Annotated in this window: 22 protein-coding genes; 10 read left to right on the forward strand and 12 right to left on the reverse strand. The window is 60.8% G+C overall.

Annotated features, from left to right (window positions below; genetic code table 11):
• Positions 1-36 precede the first annotated feature (36 nt).
• From ycaC to AC1UK9_RS17690, 5 genes are all read right to left on the reverse strand, one after another.
• Positions 37-660 carry an isochorismate family cysteine hydrolase YcaC gene (gene ycaC / locus AC1UK9_RS17670; RefSeq protein WP_025111237.1) on the reverse strand — a complete coding sequence of 208 codons (624 nt, stop codon included), beginning with the start codon at positions 658-660 and terminating at the stop codon, positions 37-39.
• 68 nt (positions 661-728) lie between these two features.
• The gene (locus AC1UK9_RS17675; protein WP_482578147.1) at positions 729-2,567 is read right to left on the reverse strand and encodes an amidohydrolase; all 1,839 of its coding nucleotides are present in this window, start codon (positions 2,565-2,567) and stop codon (positions 729-731) included.
• Positions 2,568-2,597: 30 nt separating this feature from the next.
• A complete protein-coding gene (locus AC1UK9_RS17680) occupies positions 2,598-3,224 on the reverse strand; it encodes an antibiotic biosynthesis monooxygenase (RefSeq protein ID WP_482578148.1) in 627 nt (208 codons plus the stop codon).
• On the reverse strand, positions 3,217-3,633 hold the full coding sequence (locus AC1UK9_RS17685; protein ID WP_482578149.1) for a DoxX family protein: 417 nt from the start codon (positions 3,631-3,633) through the stop codon (positions 3,217-3,219). The genes AC1UK9_RS17680 and AC1UK9_RS17685 overlap by 8 nt, the downstream gene beginning before the upstream one ends.
• Positions 3,634-3,846: 213 nt before the next feature.
• The gene (locus tag AC1UK9_RS17690; RefSeq protein WP_473012996.1) at positions 3,847-4,770 is read right to left on the reverse strand and encodes a LysR family transcriptional regulator; all 924 of its coding nucleotides are present in this window, start codon (positions 4,768-4,770) and stop codon (positions 3,847-3,849) included.
• A gap of 212 nt (positions 4,771-4,982) precedes the next feature.
• On the opposite strand from AC1UK9_RS17690, the gene AC1UK9_RS17695 reads away from it, so the two are divergent.
• Together AC1UK9_RS17695 and AC1UK9_RS17700 are read left to right on the forward strand one after the other, a co-directional pair.
• Positions 4,983-5,414 (forward strand): helix-turn-helix domain-containing protein, encoded by a 432-nt coding sequence (locus tag AC1UK9_RS17695; RefSeq protein WP_025111232.1) that lies wholly within the window; start codon positions 4,983-4,985, stop codon positions 5,412-5,414.
• A gap of 134 nt (positions 5,415-5,548) precedes the next feature.
• Complete coding sequence (locus AC1UK9_RS17700; protein ID WP_482578150.1) at positions 5,549-8,428, forward strand: ATP-binding protein; 2,880 nt, start codon at positions 5,549-5,551, stop codon at positions 8,426-8,428.
• Here the strand turns inward: AC1UK9_RS17700 and AC1UK9_RS17705 are convergent.
• Together AC1UK9_RS17705 and AC1UK9_RS17710 are read right to left on the reverse strand one after the other, a co-directional pair.
• Positions 8,390-9,847 (reverse strand): ATP-binding protein, encoded by a 1,458-nt coding sequence (locus AC1UK9_RS17705; protein WP_482578151.1) that lies wholly within the window; start codon positions 9,845-9,847, stop codon positions 8,390-8,392. The two genes, AC1UK9_RS17700 and AC1UK9_RS17705, sit on opposite strands and share 39 nt — an antisense overlap.
• Positions 9,848-10,005: 158 nt before the next feature.
• Positions 10,006-10,956, reverse strand: coding sequence for a GlxA family transcriptional regulator (locus tag AC1UK9_RS17710; RefSeq protein ID WP_025111229.1), 951 nt, complete (start codon positions 10,954-10,956; stop codon positions 10,006-10,008).
• A gap of 212 nt (positions 10,957-11,168) precedes the next feature.
• Between AC1UK9_RS17710 and AC1UK9_RS17715 the strand changes: the two genes are divergently transcribed.
• Complete coding sequence (locus tag AC1UK9_RS17715; protein WP_473013000.1) at positions 11,169-11,891, forward strand: pirin family protein; 723 nt, start codon at positions 11,169-11,171, stop codon at positions 11,889-11,891.
• 49 nt (positions 11,892-11,940) lie between these two features.
• Here AC1UK9_RS17715 and AC1UK9_RS17720 read toward each other — a convergent pair whose 3' ends face one another.
• On the reverse strand, positions 11,941-12,336 hold the full coding sequence (locus AC1UK9_RS17720; RefSeq protein WP_473013001.1) for a hypothetical protein: 396 nt from the start codon (positions 12,334-12,336) through the stop codon (positions 11,941-11,943).
• Positions 12,337-12,585: 249 nt separating this feature from the next.
• On the reverse strand, positions 12,586-13,461 hold the full coding sequence (locus AC1UK9_RS17725) for a LysR family transcriptional regulator (protein ID WP_025111226.1): 876 nt from the start codon (positions 13,459-13,461) through the stop codon (positions 12,586-12,588).
• A 173-nt stretch (positions 13,462-13,634) separates the two neighbouring features.
• Here AC1UK9_RS17725 and AC1UK9_RS17730 point away from each other — a divergent pair, with 173 nt between their 5' ends.
• Positions 13,635-14,633 carry an NAD(P)H-quinone oxidoreductase gene (locus tag AC1UK9_RS17730; RefSeq protein WP_482578152.1) on the forward strand — a complete coding sequence of 333 codons (999 nt, stop codon included), beginning with the start codon at positions 13,635-13,637 and terminating at the stop codon, positions 14,631-14,633.
• Between the two features lie 109 nt (positions 14,634-14,742).
• Positions 14,743-15,687, forward strand: a complete 945-nt coding sequence (locus AC1UK9_RS17735; protein WP_482578153.1) for an alpha/beta hydrolase — start codon at positions 14,743-14,745, stop codon at positions 15,685-15,687.
• Here the strand turns inward: AC1UK9_RS17735 and AC1UK9_RS17740 are convergent.
• A complete protein-coding gene (locus tag AC1UK9_RS17740; RefSeq protein ID WP_482578154.1) occupies positions 15,684-17,495 on the reverse strand; it encodes an ABC transporter ATP-binding protein in 1,812 nt (603 codons plus the stop codon). The two genes, AC1UK9_RS17735 and AC1UK9_RS17740, sit on opposite strands and share 4 nt — an antisense overlap.
• Before the next feature lie 202 nt (positions 17,496-17,697).
• Between AC1UK9_RS17740 and AC1UK9_RS17745 the strand changes: the two genes are divergently transcribed.
• Complete coding sequence (locus tag AC1UK9_RS17745) at positions 17,698-18,111, forward strand: VOC family protein (RefSeq protein ID WP_482578155.1); 414 nt, start codon at positions 17,698-17,700, stop codon at positions 18,109-18,111.
• A gap of 56 nt (positions 18,112-18,167) precedes the next feature.
• On the opposite strand, the gene AC1UK9_RS17750 is transcribed toward AC1UK9_RS17745, so the two are convergent.
• Positions 18,168-18,497, reverse strand: coding sequence for a hypothetical protein (locus AC1UK9_RS17750; RefSeq protein ID WP_482578156.1), 330 nt, complete (start codon positions 18,495-18,497; stop codon positions 18,168-18,170).
• Positions 18,498-18,664: 167 nt separating this feature from the next.
• Here AC1UK9_RS17750 and AC1UK9_RS17755 point away from each other — a divergent pair, with 167 nt between their 5' ends.
• The 4 genes from AC1UK9_RS17755 to AC1UK9_RS17770 all read left to right on the forward strand — a co-directional run bounded on the left by AC1UK9_RS17755 (position 18,665) and on the right by AC1UK9_RS17770 (position 20,206).
• A complete protein-coding gene (locus tag AC1UK9_RS17755; RefSeq protein WP_482578157.1) occupies positions 18,665-18,940 on the forward strand; it encodes a hypothetical protein in 276 nt (91 codons plus the stop codon).
• Between the two features lie 69 nt (positions 18,941-19,009).
• Positions 19,010-19,213: a hypothetical protein gene (locus AC1UK9_RS17760; protein WP_025111219.1), complete on the forward strand. Its 204-nt coding sequence runs from the start codon at positions 19,010-19,012 to the stop codon at positions 19,211-19,213.
• A gap of 358 nt (positions 19,214-19,571) precedes the next feature.
• A complete protein-coding gene (locus tag AC1UK9_RS17765; RefSeq protein ID WP_008076910.1) occupies positions 19,572-19,748 on the forward strand; it encodes a DUF3606 domain-containing protein in 177 nt (58 codons plus the stop codon).
• A 263-nt stretch (positions 19,749-20,011) separates the two neighbouring features.
• Positions 20,012-20,206, forward strand: coding sequence for a hypothetical protein (locus AC1UK9_RS17770; RefSeq protein ID WP_482578158.1), 195 nt, complete (start codon positions 20,012-20,014; stop codon positions 20,204-20,206).
• A gap of 237 nt (positions 20,207-20,443) precedes the next feature.
• On the opposite strand, the gene AC1UK9_RS17775 is transcribed toward AC1UK9_RS17770, so the two are convergent.
• The gene (locus tag AC1UK9_RS17775; protein WP_482578159.1) at positions 20,444-20,806 is read right to left on the reverse strand and encodes a response regulator; all 363 of its coding nucleotides are present in this window, start codon (positions 20,804-20,806) and stop codon (positions 20,444-20,446) included.
• Between the last annotated feature and the right edge of the window lie 12 nt (positions 20,807-20,818).

Here is a 20,818-nt window from a genome sequence, read left to right on the forward strand (position 1 = left end):
CAGGGAGCTGCCGCAGGCTGCGATCTTTTGATTTTCTTACTTGGCAGTGAACTTGGTGTAGCTGTTGATCAGGTTGCGATAGTTCGGCAGGCGTTCCGACAGCAGGTGCGCCAGGCCTTCCATGTCGTTGCGCCAGTCGCCCTGCAGCTCGCACGCCACCGAGAACCAGTTCAACAGTTGTGCACCGGCGGCCGACATCCGCGCCCACGCGGCTTGTTGCACGGTGGTGTTGAAGGTGCCGGACGAGTCGGTGACCACGAACACGTCATAGCCTTCGGCGATGGCCGACAGGGTCGGGAACGCCACGCAGACGTCCGTCACCACACCGGCGATGATCAGTTGCTTGCGGCCGGTGGCCTTGATCGCCTTGACGAAGTCTTCGTTGTCCCAGGCATTGATCTGGCCTGGGCGCTGAATGAACGGCGCATCCGGAAACTGCTCACGCAGCTCAGGCACGATCGGGCCGTTAGGACCGGCGTCGAAGCTGGTGGTGAGGATGGTCGGCAGTTTGAAGAACTTGGCGATGTCGCCCAGCGCCAGCACGTTGTTCTTGAATTCGTTGGGCGTGAAATCCTGCACCAGCGAGATCAGACCGGTCTGGTGATCGACCAGCAACACGACCGCATCATCTTTGTTCAGACGCTTGTAGGGAACGCTCATGGGAAACTCCTTGGGATGGATGTTGCAGGAAGCGCCGTACCAGTTGGCCGGCGCTTTTTTTGTATTCGTCAGAAGGCGAAACAGGAACAGCCGAAGGCGCCCCAGAACCCGGCAAAGTCGCTGACCGGTGCGTTCGACAGGCGCGCTTTTTCGTGGCTGTGCGAGTGCACCGCACAGGCCCCGACACACTGGTGCACCTGCGCCTGCAACGGCGAATTCGGCCGCCAGTGGCCCGGGACCTTGACCACTGGCGACCAGTCCGGCAGCACTGGAATCGAGCGTGGGCCGAGGTCTTCGAAATCGCCGGCGGCGTAGACGATCTTGCCGCCGACCACGGTCAGCACCGACTCGATCCACTTGATCGCTTCTTCCTCGACGTGGAAGAAATCCGCGCTCAGCGCCGCCAGATCCGCCAGTTGCCCGACCTTGATCTGGCCCTTCTTGCCCTGCTCGGAGGAGAACCACGCACTGCCGTGAGTGAACAGTTCCAGCGCGGTGGTGCGCGGCAGACCTTCTTCGTACAACGCCAGGCCACCGACGGTACGGCCGCTGACCATCCAGTACATCGACGTCCACGGGTTATAGCTGGAAACCCGCGTGGCGTCGGTGCCGGCGCCCACTGGCACACCTTCGGCGAGCATGCGTTTGATCGGCGGCGTGGCCTCGGCGGCCTGCTTGCCGTAACGATCGACAAAGTACTCACCCTGGAACGCCATGCGGTCCTGAATCGCGATACCACCGCCCAGCGCCCTCACCCGCTCGATGTTCTGCGGGGTGATGGTTTCGGCGTGGTCGAAGAACCACGGCAGACCGTTGAACGGAATGTCACGGTTGACCTTCTCGAACACGTCGAGCATGCGGCTGATCGACTCGTTGTACGTGGCGTGCAAACGGAACGGCCAGCGCTGCTCGACCAAGTGGCGCACCACCGGCTCCAGCTCCTGTTCCATGGTCTGCGGCAGGTCCGGGCGCGGTTCGAGGAAGTCTTCGAAGTCGGCGGCGGAGAACACCAGCATCTCGCCGGCGCCGTTGTGCCGCAGGTAATCGTCGCCCTGGTGCAGGGTGACGCTGCCGGTCCAGTTCTGGAAATCGCTGAGTTCTTCTTTCGGTTTCTGGGTGAACAGGTTGTAGGCGATGCGCACGGTCAACTGGTCGTCCTTGGCCAGTTGCTCGATCACTTGATAGTCGTCCGGATAGTTCTGGAAACCACCGCCGGCATCGATCGCACTGGTCAGGCCGAGGCGATTGAGTTCACGCATGAACTGACGGGTCGAGTTGACCTGATATTCCAGCGGCAGTTTCGGCCCCTTGGCCAGTGTCGAATACAGAATCATCGCGTTCGGCCGCGCCACCAGCATCCCGGTCGGGTTGCCATTGGCATCCCGGACGATCTCGCCACCCGGCGGGTTTGGTGTGTCGCGGGTGTAACCGGCAACCCGCAGTGCGGCACGGTTGAGCAGCGCGCGGTCATACAGGTGCAGGACGAACACTGGCGTATCCGGCGCGGCCTGGTTGAGTTCTTCGAGGGTCGGCATGCGTTTTTCGGCGAACTGGAATTCGTTCCAGCCACCGACCACGCGCACCCACTGCGGGGTTGGCGTGCGGTCGGCCTGTTCCTTGAGCATGCGCAGCGCATCGGCCAGCGACGGCACGCCTTCCCAGCGCAGCTCGAGGTTGTAGTTCAGGCCGCCACGGATCAGGTGCAGGTGCGAGTCATTGAGGCCGGGGATCACGCAGCGGCCGTGCAGGTCGATCACTTGCGTGGCCGAACCGCGCAGGGCCATGGCCTGGGTGTCGTTACCGACGACGACAAAGCGCCCGTCCTTGATCGCCACGGCACTGGCCAGCGGTTTGCTGCGGTCGACGGTATGAAATTGACCATTGAACAGAATCAGATCGGCGTTCATCGCAGTTCCTTCCGAGTAAATGAATGGGGTTCAGCGTGACGGCTGTTTGGCCGGTTCGATGTGGGCATGGGCCTGACCGGCTTCCAGCCACGGCGCAAACAACCGGGTCACGCGGGGCATGAACACGTACACCACCGACAGGACGATGGTCAGGGTGATCAGGAACGTGGCAACCACGTAGTTGGAAAGCAGCGGATGCAGCTTTAGCAGCGGCGCCCAGATCAGTGGCACCAGCAAGGTATGCGGCAGAATCACCAGCAGCGTGATTACCGCTTGTTTCCAGCGCGGCGGTGGCCGGGCGGCATCGGCCAACGGGGCAAACCAGAATTCATTGATCGGCGCGACTTCGGTCTGATCACCGTCGGCAAGCATCGGCGTCGCTTCATCGACCAGCGCCTGACGCTGTGGCGACTCCAGCCACAGTTGCATGGCCGCGGTGGAGCAAAAACGCAGTACACACGTGTAGGTGTCTAGGCCGCCAAGCTTGCCGCGCACCACGTCCACCCCGAGGTGGCCTTCGCGTTGCCCGGCGACCCGCACGATGTTGCGCAGCCATGCCTCATAGGCTTGTTCAAATCCGGCCTTGACCCGGTGCTTGACGATCAGGGTGACGGTCTCATCAGACCCCGGTGCTTGTGGACTCAGGGCTTCAGGCATAACGCAGCACTCCGGACAGGCGAACATTGAGCGCCAGCCGTCCCGGCCCGGCGATGAACAAAGTGGCGAACAGGATCAACAGCAACCAGCCGAACTGCCCCTCGGCCACACTCCATTGCGGATGCACGACCAGCAGCGCCACCAGCAGCACAAAGAGAATAGGCAAGCAGGCCAATCGCGCCAGCACCCCGCCGACGATCAGTAGCGGACACAGGACTTCGGCAAAAATCGCCAGACACAAGGTCAGATGAGCACCGAGGTGGAACGGGTCTTCGATCTGCTGCAATTGCGCGTTGAAGTTCAACAGCTTGGGCAAACCGTGAACCCACAGCAGAAACAGTCCGCCGCTGACCCGCAGAAACAGCAAGCCGACGTCGTGCGCCTGTTCATCCCGTTGCAAAGCGTTCATGACCTCACCCTTTATTTCTTATCGGGGTCAATCATGCTCGGTGCGGGCGGGGGGAAATTGGATGGATGTGCTCTCTTTCAGACGCGCCGGATTCCTGTGGGAGCGGGCTTGCTCCGGGTGGTGATCCGACGATGGCGTCGGGTCAACCCGCATGATTGTTGAATGACACATCGCTTTCGCGAGCAAGCCTCCCACAAGGGGATTGTGGTGTTTTCACACGGGTGGGATGTCCAGCGGCGCCGCCATGAACTGACTGATCCGCGAACGCAGCCAGCGCTCCGCCGGGTCGTTGTCATGCACCCCGCTCCAAGCCATCGACAGCTGCGCCGCATCGATCGGGAACGGCGGATCTTCGGCGCGCAATGTGCAACCTTCGACCAACGCACAAGCGGCGTAATCCGGCACGGTGGCGATCATTTCAGTGCCGGCGAGCAAGGCGCGCAAGCCACTGAACTGCGGCACACCGAGCACCACGCGCCGCCGACGACCGAGCTTGGCCAGGTCCAGGTCGATGTTGCCGCTCAAGTCACCGGAAAACGACACCATCGCATGCGGGCGCTCGCAGTATTCATCGAGGGTCAGCGGCCCCGGGCGGTCATCGCCGCGCAGCACCTTGCAGGGGATGTCGCGCAGTTTCTTGCGCTTGGCGTTGGCCGGCAGATCGGTGGTGTAGCTCACACCGACGGAGATTTCCCCGGACGCCAGCAGCGCCGGCATCAGCAGGTAGTTGGCGCGCCGCACCACGACGACAATCCCCGGCGCCTCTTGCTGAAGCTTGCGCAGCAGCGGTGGAAACAGGCCGAACTCGGCGTCGTCCGACAGGCCAATGCGGAACACGTCGCAACTGCTCGCCGGATCGAATTCCTTGGCCCGGCTGACCGCGCCGGAAATCACGTCCATCGCCGGTTGCAGCTCTTGCAGAATCGCCAGCGCGCGGGCGGTCGGCTCCATGCCACGGCCGTTGCGCAGCAGCAACGGGTCGTCGAACAAATCGCGCAAACGGCCTAGCGCGGCACTCACCGCCGGTTGGCCCATGAACAGTTTTTCGGCGACTCGGGTCAGGTTCTTTTCGAACATCAGCGCTTCGAAAATCACCAGCAGGTTCATGTCGACGCGGCGTAGATCGTTACGGTTCATGGGCTCCAATTCCTTCGATGACCAGGCGCAAGTGCTGTGCACTTTACGCGATCATCGCGGGTTTGCGCCCGGGTCAGGTCTGCGAATTAACAACGATTAACTCGTCAGTCTGCGCGGCCTGTCTTAACAATGAAGGCCTCTGCGCAGCGTTGTTTTTTGCCCTGAGGGAACGCACCCGGCGGGTGTCCCCTCCCACGACACGGACTTTGGCCATGGCTCATCTACAGCAATCCGTCGCCCTCGCCCCTGCCTGCGAACCCCGCAAGCCGCCCCTCGGCGGCCTCAGCCCGCAACGCGAGCGGCAGGTCAAACAACTGATCCTCGAACGCCTCGGAGAAAGCCTGGAAGTGGCCGAGCTGGCACGTGCCTGCTCGCTGTCGCGCAGCCATTTCTCCCGGGCGTTCAAGGCCAGCACAGGCCTGGCACCGCAGGACTGGATCCGCGAGCAGCGGATCGCCCGCGCCAAGCTGCTGATCCGCCACACCGGCCTGAGCCTGACGCAAATCAGCCTGGAATGCGGCTTCTGCGATCAAGCGCACTTCTGTCACATGTTCACCCGCAGCGAAGGGATCAACCCGTTCGCCTGGCGCTGCCAGGTCATGCGCGAAGGCAAAGACCCCCGAACACGGCCCATGAGCTTTTGAGCATTACCCGAGAGCCTGCCGTTGCACTGATGGCCAAACCTGAGGAATATGCTGCGATACCTTGCACCAGACGGGCTGCGTCTTCACGCAGCGCGCCTGTGCCGGGATCGCCGCATCACCGCAGGAGTGTGCTGTTGAGTCTTTCCCCGAACCAGGCCATCGGCTTCGGCCCTTATCGGATCTACACCGGGCAACGACTGGTCATGGAAGGCGACCAGCCGCTGCGTCTGGGCCGGCGTGCCATGGATATTCTGTTGATGCTGCTGGCACATGCCGGTGAAGTGGTGAGCAAACAGCAGTTGCTCGCCGGCGTGTGGCCGGACAGCGTCGTCGAAGACATCAATTTGCGGGTACACATGGCTGCCCTGCGCAAAGCATTGGGCGACGGTCAGGCCGGCCAGCGCTTTATCGTCACCGTGGCCCAGCGCGGTTACAGTTTCGTTGCGCCGCTGACGGTACAGTCCAGCGAACAACGCCTGCGCGAAGCGGCTCCGGGGCGGCACAATCTGCCGTTGCGCCACACCCGGATGATCGGCCGCCAGCCGCTGGTCGACAGCCTGATGCAGCAGCTGCCGTCGCAGCGTTGCATCACTCTGGTTGGCCCCGGCGGAATCGGCAAGACCACCGTCGCGCTGCGTGTCGCCGAACAACTGATCGGACGCTATCGCGACGGCATCCGCCTGCTGGATCTGGCGCCGCTCAACGACCCGACGCTGATCGCCTCGCAACTGGCGACCCTGCTCAATCTGTCAGTGCACGACGGCGAGCCGCTGGCAGCAGTGCTCAACGCTTTGCGCGAGCGGCAGATGCTGCTGGTGATCGACAACTGCGAGCACCTGATCGATGCCGTGGCGCTGCTCGCCGAAAGCATCCTGCGCGGCGCACCGCACGTGCACATTCTGGCCACCAGCCGTGAAAGCCTGCGCGCTGAAGGCGAGTTCGTGCAGCGTCTGGATTCACTCGACTGCCCGCCGGCGACAAGCGATCTCGATCGCGAACAGGCGATGGCGTTTGCCGCGCTGCAACTGTTCGTCGAACGGGCCATGGTCGCCCACGAACACTTTGAATTGAGCGACGCCGAGTTGCCGCTGGCCATTGAAATCTGCCGGCGCCTGGACGGTATTCCGCTGGCCCTGGAACTGGCGGCAGCGCAGGTCGAAAGCCTCGGCCTGAGCGGTTTGCTGCAGCAGTGGCAGGATCATCTGCATCCACTGGCGGCAGGCAACCACCAGCGCCATGCACGGCACCAGACGTTGCATGCCACGCTGGACTGGAGTTTCAACCTGCTCACCCCCTGCGAGCAGACCTGCCTGCGCCGCCTCGGGACGTTTCGCGGCAGCTTCAGCCTGGCGTCGGCCGCAGCGGTGATCGTCGGGCAGCACATCGAGCCCACCCAGGTACTCGCGGCGATCACGCAACTGGTGGCCAAATCACTGCTCAATGTGGATGTCGGCGATGAACAAGTGTTCTATCGCCTGCTCGACACCACGCGCCATTACGCGCTGGCAAAACTTGAACACAGCGGTGAACGCGAAACCCTGCGCGAACGCCACGCCGAGCGCTATCTGACGTTGATGGAACAGGCGCAAGCCGACTGGGAGCACACGCCAACCACGCAATGGATCGAGCGCTATGCCCGAGCGTTGGAGGATCTGCGCGCCGCCCTCGACTGGAGTTTGCAGGGTGCTGGCTCGCGTTCACTCGGAATCCGTCTGACGGCAACGTCGGCCGCGTTGTGGCAGGAGCTGTCATTACTCAAGGAGTATGGCGCGCATGTACGCCAGGCGCTGACCTTGCTCGCAGCTGCCGAACAACCTTGCCCACGTCTGGAAATCGCCCTGCAACTGGCGCTCGGCAGCGCCTGCTACCACACCTGGGGCGGTTCGCCGGAGACCATCGCAGCGTTCACTCAAGCCAACGCGCTGGCGCAACAGCACCGCGACGTCGCCGGGCAATTGCGCGCGATATCCGGACACCTGGCGGTCAACCTCAGTTGCGGCCATTACCAGGCAGCACTGCAGCAAAGCGCACATTTCGACAGCCTCGGTGACCACGACGATCCTCTGCTGTCGTTGAGTACTCACCGCCTGCGTGTCCTGGCCCTGCACTTTGCCGGCGACCAACCGCAAGCCCGGATCAGCGCCGAGCAAGTGATCCAGCGCATGGCCCACAGCGGCTATCGCAACCGGTTCACCCACGGCTTCGGCGTGCAGTACGACCAGAGCGTGGCGTCGCTGACCATTCTCGCCCGGGTGCTATGGCTGCAAGGGTTTCCCGAACAGGCGTGGCGCACCGCGCGACAGGCGCTGGACATCGCCGTGCAGATCAACCACGGCACCTCGATCTGTTACACCCTGGCCTTGGCCAGTTGCCTGATCGCGCACTACAACGGCGATCCAAAGACCGCACGAGCGCTGTTGCAACTGCTGCTGGAGCAGGCGCAGAAGCATTCGGTGCTGCTGTTCTACAGCTGGGGGCGGCACTATGCGCAGGTTATCGATGAGCGTCTGGCCCAGCCCGACGCCCCTGCGCAAAGCGGCCTGATCAAGGAGCTGATGGTCACACTCGATGCTCGCTACATCGATGCCGCCTTGCTGGAGCGCGCACGCAGTGGCGCGGCGGGCTGGAGCACGGCGGAGGTGTTGCGGGCCGAAGCCGAGCGGTTATTGGCTGATGAGTCGGGTTGTCCGCAGGGAGGCCTTCGCGAGCAGGCTCGCTCCCACAAGAGCCCGCCAGCTTGCGAAAGCGATCACCCAGGCACCGCCTGCACCGTCGACCAGGCAGAAGAACTTCTGCAAGACGCCCTCGCCATCGCCCGGTCCCAGGGCGCCCTGGCCTGGGAACTGCGCAGTGCAACGTCCCTGGCACAGCTGTGGCAGCGCCAATCACGTGACCGCGAAGCACTGGACTTGCTGACCCCGATCTACCAACGCTTCAGCGAAGGTTACGCCACCCCGGACCTGCGTAAGGTGCGCTTACTGCTCGACACGCTGCGCGCCCGGTTGCACGACTGAGCCGGATCGACTCTGTCCGTGGTACCGGGCATGGCGGTGCACGATGTCGCTCAGTTCAGCACTGGTTTCGAGCTGCTCACGCACATAACAGCGAATGGTGTTGAGCATCCGGTAGCGCACCGGGTCTGCGCCCCGCTCCACCGTCAGCCATGACTTGGCGGCCAGACGCTCGATCATCGCCCTCAGGTGCGCACCGTCAATCACCTGCAGCGCCGCCGCCTCGGTAAAAGTCGCTTTGAACACCGACAGGCGCTGCAATACCCGTTGCTCGCTGGCCTTCAGGTCCTGATAGCTCCAGTCCAGCGCGGCGCTCATCGACTGGAGTCGCGCTACCGCGGTGCGTCGACCATGACTGAGCAGGCGCAGACCGTTATCCAGTTGTGTCTGCAGCCCCACCAGCGCCAGTGAATCGATCTGCGCCGCCGCCAGTTCGATGGCCAGCGGCAAACCGTCGAGCCGACGACAGATGTCACACACGGTGGGCAGATCCTGCTCGCGCAGGCGGAAATCATGCTGACGGGCGCGAGCGCGGCTGACCAGCAATTGCACCGCCGAATAGCCCATGAGTTCTTCAACACTGTCCACTGCCAACGCTTTGGGAAAACTCAATGGCGCAACCGGTTGCAGGGTCTCGAGATGGGCGTGCAACGGTTCGCGACTGGTGACCAGCAGCGCCAGCCGGGGCGCAGCCAGTTGCAATCGCTCGACCAGCTCCCGGCCCGGTTCGCGACGACGATCAGCATTGTCCAGCACCAGCAAGGCATGACGTGACACTAACGCCTCGAACGAGGTGTCGAGGGTGTGCAGCAAGTGGTCGAGCAACGATGGAGCATCATTGGCAAGGGACAGATCGACGTACCAGACGCCCTCGCGATAATGCTGTAGCAGCAACTCGGCCACGCGCAGCGCCACCGTGGATTTGCCGATCCCGGCCGGGCCTGTCAGCGTCATCAACCGGCACAGCGGCATTTGTCGCACCAGGCTGCCGACCAGCGAATCGCGGCCGATGACCGGAGTCAAGCGAGCGGGTAAATTATGCTGCGGGGCTTGCAGGGTTTCGAACACCACTTGCGCAACGCTTTGAGCGTGCACCGGGGCAATGAAGCAGTAGCCGCATTGCGGCACGTTGACGATGTAGCGCTGACCGTTCTCGCCATCACCCAACGCCCGACGCAACGCGGCGATGTGCACCCGCAGGTTGATCTCCTCGACCACGCTGTCTGGCCACACCCAGGCGATCAACTGCTCTTTGCGCACCACCCGACCGGCGCGCTCGACCAGCATCTGCAGAATGTCCAGGGCGCGGCCGCCCATGCGCAACTGCCGGTCACCGTCGAGGACCAGCCGTTGGCGCAGATGAAACGCGTAGGGTCCAAAATACAGGACCGATGCAGCGGGCAAATCGTCGTGGCTGTGCATGCCGTTTTCCAGTGCCAGCGGTCGTGAGCATCTGCCTCAGGCCTCCGGCGCCTCTCCCTTCCAAGCGTTGCAGTTATCTTGGCAGGCGCAGGTGACGGCACAACCTCCGTGCGGGGCGCAGCACGGACATCCGGATGCACCGGACGGACACAACCGCTCTAGCTGAACTGTTTGCGGTATTGCGCCGGGGTCAGGCCGAGCTTTTCAGCGAACAGCAGACGCATGTGTCGCACGCTGCCGAAACCGCTTTTATAAGCCACGGTCTTCAAGGGCAGCTCGGTGGTTTCCAGAAGATTACGCGCGCAATCGATACGGGCGTTCTGTAAAAACGCCATCGGCGTCATGTCCACATCCCGCGCGAACACTCGCGCAAAGTGCCGGGTGCTCATGTTCGCCAGACCGGCCATGCGCTCGACCGTAAACGCCTCGTCGAGGTGTTCCAGCACGTGGTTCTGCACGCGGGTAATGGCGGTTTCCTGCGGGGCCACCGCCGCCATCAACGGGCTGAACTGCGCTTGCCCGCCCTGACGCTTCATCACCACCAGCAGAACCTTGGCCACGTCCTGGGCGACTTTTTTCCCGTGATCCTGCGCGACCACCGCCAATGCCAGATCGATACCGGCGGTCACGCCTCCCGAGGTGATCAGATTGCGGTCTTCGGTGTAAATCTGATCAGTCTCCACCTGCGCCTTGGGGAAAGCCTTGATCAGCCGTTCGGTGTAGTTCCAGTGGGTGGTCACGCGATAGCCATCGAGCAGACCGGCATGGCCCAGCACAAAGGCCCCGGTGCAGATCGAACCATAGCGGCCAGCCTGCCCCGCCGCCCGTTGCAGCCAGGCAAGCAATGGTGGGTGCCTTTCGCTGTAGGCCCCCGGGCCACCCGGTACCAGCAGCAAGTCACAGGCCGGGATCGGGTCGTCGATATGGCGGTCGGTTTGTACTTGCACGCCATTGGAGGCGCGGAGCATCCCGCGCTCGGTGCCCAGGGTGATCAACTGGTAATGATCGTCGGCCTTCAAGTAGCGGTTGGCGACCGAAAACACCTCCATGGGACCGGCCATGTCGAGCAGTAAAAATTCGGGAAACAGCACCATTGCCACGGTTTTCATGGGTGAACATCACTGAAATCAAGGAAAAGTAGCCAGAGCTCGCATTATGGCCAAGTGCGTGGCGAGCAGCGAAAAGAATGCGTGATCGAGTACGCAAAACTGTCAACCTGAAAGGGACAGTATTTCAATTTCCATCTACTTATTGCACAGGGCGATTAACAGTAACCTTCTCCTCACTCGGACGAATCAACGTCCCGCCAGGAGATTTCATCATGCTGACTCTGCGCAAAGCTTCCGACCGCGGCCTCGCCAATCATGGCTGGCTGAAGTCCTTCCACACCTTTTCCTTCGCCAGCTACCGCGACCCGCGTGAGCAGGGTTTTTCCGACCTGCTGGTGATCAACGACGACAGCGTGGCGGCCGGCAAGGGTTTCGGCCAGCACCCGCACCGCGACATGGAGATCTTTTCCTACGTGCTGGAAGGCGCGCTGGAACACAAGGACACCCTCGGCACCGGCTCGGTGATTCGCCCCGGTGACGTGCAACTGATGAGTGCCGGCAGCGGCGTGGCCCACAGCGAGTTCAACCATTCGGCCACCCGGCCTGTGCACTTTCTGCAAATCTGGATCGTGCCGGAAGTGGCTGGGGCCAAACCGCGCTACCAGCAGGAGCACTTCAGCGCGCAGAAGAAACGCGGTCGCCTGCAACTGATCATCTCGCCAGACGGCGCTGATGGCTCACTGAAAGTACGTCAGGACGCACGGGTCTTCGCCGGCCTGTTCGACGGCAAGGAAAGCGCGACACTGGAACTGCCGGCCAACCGTTATGCCTACGTGCATGTGGCGCGTGGCAGCGTTGAACTCAACGGCGTGCAGTTGCAGGAGGGCGACGGCGTGCGGGTGCGTGAAGAACAGGCCCTGACCTTGGGCAATGGCGTGGATGCCGAGGTGCTGGTGTTTGATCTGCGGCCGCAGGAGTTGCCGCAAATGCCATGAGGCAGGGGGTTGTCGCCTGCAAAAACGGCCTTCGTTTGAAGGCCGTTTTTTATTGTGGCGGTAAAGGCGTTGGCAGCATCGACGGTTTTGGTGCGTGAACGTCCTTGCCTGCTTGAACTGCGGCGAGGGTGGTTTGTATGGCGACATACATGTTGGCTTGATTGGCGTAATAGGCCCCGACGACGATGGCGACTATTCCCAGTAACTGGACGGCCGTTGCTGCCCAGACGTTGGCTTTGACGGTCGCCCCTTGCCTTGCTGCGTCCTGCGCGCCGTCGGCAATCCTGCGCATTTCTTGCGTAATCAGGTCGTAGCGTTTGTCTCGCTCTACCTGAACAGATAAAAACCCGTCGATTTTCATTGATACCGCGTCCAGTCGAGCATCCATTCGTGTCTCGATGGTCTCGATCCTGGCATTGAATTCTTCGCGACTGATGGCGCCCATGACTTGCGTTCCCTGGCCTTTACTCGTTGTGTCACTGCTTTGAACGTGACTGAATTCCCTGGCTTCCAATTCGACACCTTTATCGGGCTACCGATACCGTCCGTGGTATGTCACGCCAGTGCAAGCGTGCTGCCTTGCACCAGCCTTTGAAACGATAGCCCTCGGTCCTTCGGCCTACAAGCCAGCGGTTTCTGCTATCGGCGTAGGCCGTTTCGTCAGGCTCTGTGAGCTCGCCGATGCCAGTGTGCGCTACTCATTTTCCGAGGCAAACACCTCGACGATCTGTTCAATCACCGCCCTCACCCTTGCGGTGTGGCGCAGATCCGCATGGGTCACAAGCCACACTTCATAGGGCTGCGGCCGGGTACGCTGCGGCCAGAGCCTGACCAGCCCGTCGCGCTCGCCCATGTACAGCGGGATTTCTCCTACACCAATGCCCGCCGCAATCGAGCGCCGTATCAGCAGGCTGGAGCCGAGACTGGCGACAATACGCCCGCGACTGATCGGCTCGCCCACCAGCGTCAGGTCTTTGTGGCTCTGCAGGTACGGTTGATAGACCACCAGATCATGCCCCGCGAACGCACTACCCTGCTCGGGTACCCCGTGGGCATCAATGTAAGCCTGCGTGGCGAACAGCCCGGTGGGCCAGCGAGCGATGCGTCGGGCGATCAGGCCCGGATTGTCCGGCCGGGCATTGCGCACGGCGATGTCCGCTTCGCGCTTCGCCAGGCTGAGCATCTGCGTGGAGGCATCCAGTTGCACGCGCACGTCCGGATGCTGTGCGTGCAAACGGGCGATGGCCGGGATCAGGAAGTCGATGGCCAGCGAATCGGTGGTGCTGACCCGCACCGTGCCGGTCAGGCGATCATCCAGGCCCTCGATCTGGCGCTCGAGTTCAAGCGCAGAATGCTCCATTTTCTCGACAGACCTGAGTGCTGCTTCACCCACCGCAGTCAGTGCATAACCGTCGGAGGTGCGCAGGAACAACGTCGCGCTCAGGGACTTTTCCAGCGCGGTGATCCGCCGTCCGACCGTTGCCTGGTCCACGCCAAGCACCCGCGCCGCGCCCCGCAGCGTCGACTCACGACAGACCGCGAGAAACACCCGTGCGTCATCCCAATTCATCGCTTCTCCTGTTGATGCAGATTTGCATCACTGTGCCGCCAAATCGCTGCGCGAAAGCAGCAACAATAGCCGATATCCTCGCCACTGTTCTCAAGCCTGAAGGGCTTTTGAAGGGAATCATTGCCAACCACTTGAACTCCCACCTACAGCCCCCCTACGCAACAGGACCGGATATGACACTGCCCAGCGAAATGACCCGCATCGAAATCACTCAACCCGGTGGCCCCGACGTCTTGCAACCCAAGCGTGTGCCGCTACCCGTCGCTGCTGCCGGCGAAGTGCTGATCCGCGTGCATGCCGCCGGGATCAACCGGCCGGACGCGTTGCAACGTGCTGGCAAGTACCCGATGAAACCCGGCATGAACCCGATTCCCGGTCTGGAAGTGGCTGGCGAAGTCGTGGCGCTGGGGGACGGTGTCAGTGAGTTTGCCGTGGGTGACAAAGTCTGTGCATTGACCAACGGTGGCGGTTACGCCGAATACTGCACGGTGCCCGCCGGGCAAACCCTGCCGATCCCGGAGGGGCTGGATTGGGTGCAGGCTGCCGCCATCCCGGAAACCTTCTTTACCGTGTGGGCCAACCTGTTCGGCCTCGGCGGCGCCCAGCGTGGTCAGCGGGTGCTGATTCACGGTGGCACCAGTGGCATCGGCACGACCGCGCTGATGCTCTGCCGTGAGTTCGGCATCGAAGCCTTCGCCACCGCCGGCAGTACGGACAAATGTGCGGCGATCAGCGAGCTGGGTGGGCAGCCGATCAATTATCGCGAGCAGGATTTCGCTGCCGTCATCGTAGAGAAAACCGCCGGCAAAGGCGTTAACGCGATTCTCGACATCATGGGCGCCTCGTACCTCAACGCTAATGTCAGCGCGTTGGCGATGGATGGCCGGCTGGTGATGCTGGGCTTTCTCGGTGGTGGCAAGGCCAACGACATCGACTTGCTGGCGATCATGGCCAAGCGCGCGGTGATCACCGGTTCGCTGCTGCGTGCGCGCACCTCTGAGGAAAAGGCCGAAATCGCCGACCACCTGCGCCAATACGTCTGGCCGGTGCTGGCCGCCGGGCGCTGCCTGCCGATCATCGACAAGGTCTATTCGCTGCACGATGCGGCACGGGCGCACGCGCACATGGAAAGCGGTGATCACATCGGCAAAATCGTTCTGCGGGTCGATTGAACCGCAGCATTTTGTAATTGGTGCGGGCACACGGCGGTCGAAAAATCCACGCGCAGACCACGGGTTCTGGTAAAAAGCCTTCTTCGTCTGCGCTGTGGTGAACCGTTTAATGTTCCTTTCCTTCATGACTCGTTTGCGTCGCCGTCGTCTGGCGTTTGCCTGCATGGCTGCGCTGATCATTGGCGTGCCGACGAGTTGTGCCGTCCTCGAACACACCGAGCGCAAACTGCTGTTTCGCATCGAACCGGGCACGGCCGGCTGGTATCACGGTTTGCCGGGCAGCGTGCAGGAACTCGACTTGCAGCCCAAGGGCTTCAAGGCCGGGCAGAACATTCATGCCTGGTGGTGGCCGGCGGAACGGCCGAACGCCCCGGCAATCCTCTATCTGCACGGCGTGCGCTGGAACCTCACCGGGCAGTTGTTCCGCATCGAGCAATTGCGCGCGGCAGGCTACTCGGTACTGGCCATCGACTACCGTGGTTTCGGCCAGAGCAAGGGTGATCTGCCCTCTGAAAGCAGCGTGTACGAAGACGCCCGCGTGGCATGGGAGCGCTTCAAACTGCTGCAGCCCGACCCGAGCAAACGACTGATCTACGGCCACTCCCTGGGAGGCGCCGTGGCCATTGATCTGGCGGCCGAGCTCGGCCAGGACGCCGCACGCGACCATACACCGCTGCCAGTCAAGGGCCTGGTGATCGAATCGACGTTTACCTCCCTCGCCGACGTAGCGGCTGCCGTGGCCAACACCTCGTTACCGGTGCGCTGGCTGCTGTCGCAGAAGTTCGACTCGATCGACAAGATCGCCGAGATTCACATGCCATTACTCGTCGTACACGGCATGGCCGACGCGTTCGTGCCGCCACGCTTCAGCGAGCAACTGTTCAACGCCGCTCAACAGCCCAAGCGATTGCTGCTGGTACCGGGTGCCACCCACAACAACAGCATGGCGCTGGGCGGGCTGAATTATCGCAAGGCGATCGATGCGCTGATCCAGTCCAAACCTGCGCCCCATGTGGCCGGTCCGGCATTGGCACGTAGCGCACAGGACTCCTAGCGATAGCCACGGGCCTGCAGATCGAACAGTTTGGCGTAGTGTCCGTTGGCCGCGATCAGCCATTCGTGATCGCCCTGCTCCAGTATTCGACCGGCCGCCAGCACGATGATCTGATCGGCGTTGCGCACACTGGAAAAACGGTGGGAGATCAGCAAGGTCATGCGATTTTCGGTGTGCTGGCTGAAGTGCTCGAACACCGCCGCTTCCGCAGCCGGATCCAGAGCCGAAGTCGGTTCGTCGAGGATCAGGATGTCGGCATCGCGGCGCATGTAGGCCCGGGACAGGGCAATCTTCTGCCATTGCCCACCGGACAACTCCTGACCACCGGCAAACCAGCGACCCAACTGTGTGGCGTAACCGCGGTCGAGCCCTTCAATGAACGGTGCGGCCATGCCTTCGATCGCCGCAGCCTTCCAGCGTGGCTCTTCATTGAACGCTGAAGTATCACCGACGCCGATGTTCTCCCCCACGCTGAACTGGTAGCGAATGTAGTCCTGGAAAATCACGCCGATACGCCGGCGCAACGTGGTCTCTTCCCAATCCTGCAAGTCACTGCCATCGAGCAGGATACGTCCTTGATCGGGCCGATACAGGCGGGTCAGCAGTTTGATCATGGTGGTCTTGCCTGAGCCATTCTCCCCTACCAGCGCCAGGCTCTTGCCCGGCACCAGATGCAGGTCGATGCCTTCCAGCGCCGCACGGTTGGCTCCCGGATAACGGAAACCGACGTTTTCAAAGCGCAGGCCATCGCCCGGCTGCGCGCCGACAGTGAGATGACCGGAAGCGGCCAGCACCGGTTCGGCCAGATACTCGTAAAGGTTCGACAGGTACAAACCGTCTTCATACAAGCCGCTGATCGCGCTCAAGCTACTGCTGACCGCGCTTTGCCCCTGCTTGAACAGCACCAGGTACATGGTCATCTGGCCCAGACTGATATTGCCATGCACCGCGTCGATCACCACCCAGGCATAAGCCAGATAGAAAGCCCCGGTGCCGAGCAATCCAAGACCGAAACCCCAGCCATCGCGACGCAAGGTCAGGCGCCGGTCTTCAGCGTAGAGCCTGGCGAAGGTGTCCCGGTAGCGTTGCAGCAGCAACGGCGCGAAACCGAACAGTTTGACCTCTTTGATATAGGCCTCATGGGACAGCAAGGTTTCGATATAGCTTTGCTGCCGGCTCTCTGGCGCACGGCGGGTGAACAGGCGGAAAGCGTCGCCGGAAAAGTGTGCCTCAGCAAAGAATACCGGTAACGCACCGACCAACAGCAGCACCAGTGCCCACGGCGAAAAATGCACCAGCAACACACCGAAGCTGATCAGCATGATCAGGTTCTGGATCAACCCCAGCGACTTCATCACCAGCGCCAGCGGCCGGGTCGAGGCCTCACGGCGCACGCGGACCAGTTTGTCGTAGAACTCGGAGTTCTCGAACTGCACCAGTGACAGGGTCTGTGCCTTTTCCAGAATCAGCGTGTTGACCTTCTGTCCCAATTCCACCCGCAACAGCGACTGCTGGACCGACAACGCCCGTTGCGTACCGGACAACAGCGCCAACACTCCCGCTTCCATCAACACATAACGCAACACCGGCCACAGCGGCGCATCGCCGTGCTGTGCGTGTAACTGCATCGCCGTCACCACCGCATCGACAATGCGCTGACCCAGCCATGCGGCCAGCGCCGGCAGTACACCGGCAATCAATGTCGCCAGCACCAAGCCCAGAAACAATCCGCGAGATGTCGCCCAGACCAGCAACAAGGCGCGCCGGGCCTGATCGAACAAAGCGTGGAAGCGGGAAATCAAAGGCATGGATCAGTGAACTCGACAACTGATAGAGCCTGCCATGGTACTCCGCAGGTGTGATCCGTGCTGAAACCGGGCCTTTTCATGAGAAAAACATCTGGAAAAACTCTGCCCATTCCGGCGTCCAATGCTCTGCTATGTTTTAACCGTCTTTCGCGGAACCTGGCGAAAATCGCCTCACTCCGCGCCTACTGCCAGGACCACCACCATGAGAATCAATCCCTACCTGATCTTCAACGGCGACTGCCGCGAGGCCTTCACCTTCTACGAGCAAGCCTTGCAAGGAAAACTCGAAGCGATGATGACCTTCGGCGAAACACCTGCCGCCGAACATGTACCGACAGAGCATCACCACCTGGTCATCCACACTTGCCTGAAAGTCGGCGACCAGATGATCATGGCCTCAGACACCACGCCAGACCGGCCAACCGGGGGCATGAGCGGTTGCTCGATCTCCCTCAACGTCGACAGCATTGCTGAAGCCGAGCGGGTGTTCAATGCGCTGGCCAAGGACGGTCGCGTCGACATGCCGCTTGAAACCACGTTCTGGGCCGCCCGTTTCGGCATGCTGGTGGACCGCTTTGGCGTGTCGTGGATGGTCAATTGCGAGAGCGACAAGTGACGCTGACGTTTCGGCAGGCATGAAAAAGCCCAACCTCTTCGGGTTGGGCTTTTGATTTATCGCTGGGCCAGTTCATGCCGTACGCATTGTTCGTAATAGGTCTGCTTGACCGCCGCTGGCTTGAGCTTTGACGTGCTGTTGTAGGTCTGCTCGGTAATCCCCATCGCCGTCATCCGCATCCACGGCTGCTGGAACTTGCGCACCTGCAATTGCTTGCGCGCGCCATACAGGGAAATCCCCGACAGCTTCGACTGCTGGGCACCGGCAGCAATGTCTGAACCCCAAGTACAGGCAAACCGATGACTCTTGCTCAACTCTTTTGCCTGGGCTCCCACGGCAAATGCAGCCAGGGAAAGCGTTGCAACGGTTATGACAATCGTCCGCATATAGCCAACCTAACCTTTTGAAAAAAGGCGAGTTTGCCCGGTCTCGGGAAACCTGGGGGCCAGCAATTTGCCGCCTGGTTTCATTGCCTACCGCTCGTCCAACGAACAGCACCTTGGCCCTGCCCGCACCTCCAATGCGGTACATCCCTCGTACGGAAGGCCTGGAAATGAACAAGAAGATTGCGACCCTGGTACTGGCAAGCCTGATGTTGACGGCCTCGGGCCTCTCACTGGCAACCGATGAGGCAGGATCCGCCGCGCCGCCTACCGCCATTCCGGGCGTCAATCAGTCCAGCAACAAGCCTGAATCCAATGAAGAAAAGGCCAACAAGAAAGGTGAAGAAGCCTCTGGTTCGAACTCCGGCGCCGCATCGAAAGAAACCGAGAAAGACGCGGCGACCTCCAGCGACTCGGAAGACATTCAGAGCAAGCCAAAACAATAGCCTCTGGATTGAACGCTTGTGAACGCCGATCATGCTGGAGAAGTTTTCAATTTCCTGCAGATGAACCGAATGCCCAAAAGACCAGCACAAACCTCAGCCGCGACCACCGCCGCAGACATCGAACGCTCGATCCAGGCGCTTAACAAAATGGCGGAACGCCTTTGGGGCGATGGCCGAGAAGCTGAAGCAAAGGCACTTCTGGATGCACTGGACGCCTTGAACCGGGCACTGGACCGGATCAGGATCGGTGAGAGTCGCAGGGTTCTGCATTGAGTCCTGCCTGCGCGCAGCGACTTCTTAGCCGCCGCGTAAAACTCACGCGCATGAAAAAGGCCAATGTCGTAAACATTGGCCTAAGTCATTGAATTATATGGTCGGGACGGAGTGATTCGAACACTCGACCCCTAGCACCCCATGCTGGGGACTGGGGCCGACCAAGCAATTGTTTTATAAGGGAAATTGCTCATTTCATGAGTTGCAAAACATCCGTTTTTTTGTGCTTATGCAAACGGTAAACCGTGGGCGGTAGCGGAGGTTTTGCGCAGAAATGTAGTCAACCCAGGCGATCAGGATTGATGGTCTATGCTGGATTGGCCTGGACTGCCCCAGGCTACCAAAAAGGAAATTGAAGATGGCTGATGATCTGAAAAACCGCGGCCCCAAAGATAGAGACCGGGTAAACACTTCCGAGGATTGGGAGTTGAAATATTGGTCGACTAAATTCGGCGTGACAGCGGACCAGCTAAAAGCAGCTGTGAAAGCAGTCGGTCCGATGGTGACCGACGTTCGCAAGAAGCTCGGTAAGTAATGGCGTAACGACCCCGCGGCCCCCGCGGGGCTTTGAGGCGAGGTTAAAGCACCATCATGTCAAGGTGACTTCTGAGCCCATGTAAACTACTGATAGTAAAGGAAAAGATACCAAAATCAGCGTAGTAGAAAATCGCCTTTACCACCTATAAGATTCAACAACTTAGCGCTGTATTTTCCTACAGTGTTTGCTCCCTCCCCGGCGTTCTGCCACTTGAAAACCAATCCCCCTGCTACGCTGGTTTCGTCCACGGAGGAAACCAAATGCCAAACTCTGACCTGCTCCCTTCCCTACTCTTCAAGATCAACGAAAACCAGCTCGCCCTCGAATGCGCCATCATGGAACTGTCCAATTGGGTCGAACACCGCGGATCGGCAGATGTGGCCGAGAACATCCGCAGTGCACACTGGACGATCGACAAAAACGAGGAGTTCATCAAGATGACCCTAGCGGTTTGATGACACTCGACTGGCAGCTAACGGCCAAACAGCGGTGATTCTCTTAGCTGCTCAGAAGCCATCACGGGCGAGATCCAGAGGAGGTTCACGATCAAGCGGAGCTGATCCATCAGCGAATAACGACTATAGAAAATTCTGCTCATCTCCACAAAAACATAAAAAAGTAGGTCAGGTAGGCGTAGCGAGCGGAGCAAATCCTTTCCATTCCACTCAAAACGAGCCTCAAAGCGTCGTTGGCTATTTCGAAGCTAGAAGCCTCCTGACTTCGGAAATCATCAAGTCGATCTTGAATGGCTTTGCCAACACCACATCAAACAGATCCGATCTCTGCATGCCAAGGTGTGCCTGAGCACCGCTCATCAAGATGATCGGCAAATGGTTGTTGGAAGGAAGGGCTCGGATAGCTGTAGCGAATTCCAGTCCGTCCATAACCGGCATCATAAAGTCGGTAATGACCAAGGCGGGCCGCTCTCTATCCAGCACCTCAAGTCCTTTTCGACCGTTGCTGGCCTTTACCACCATGTACCCCTCATCCTCCAGCGCAAAGCTAAGAATGTCAGCGATCAAATACTCGTCGTCGACGACCAGGATGGTGGTCATGTTAATTTAACC

It is taken from the genome of Pseudomonas sp. AK-TSAG1-1 (assembly GCF_056821665.1).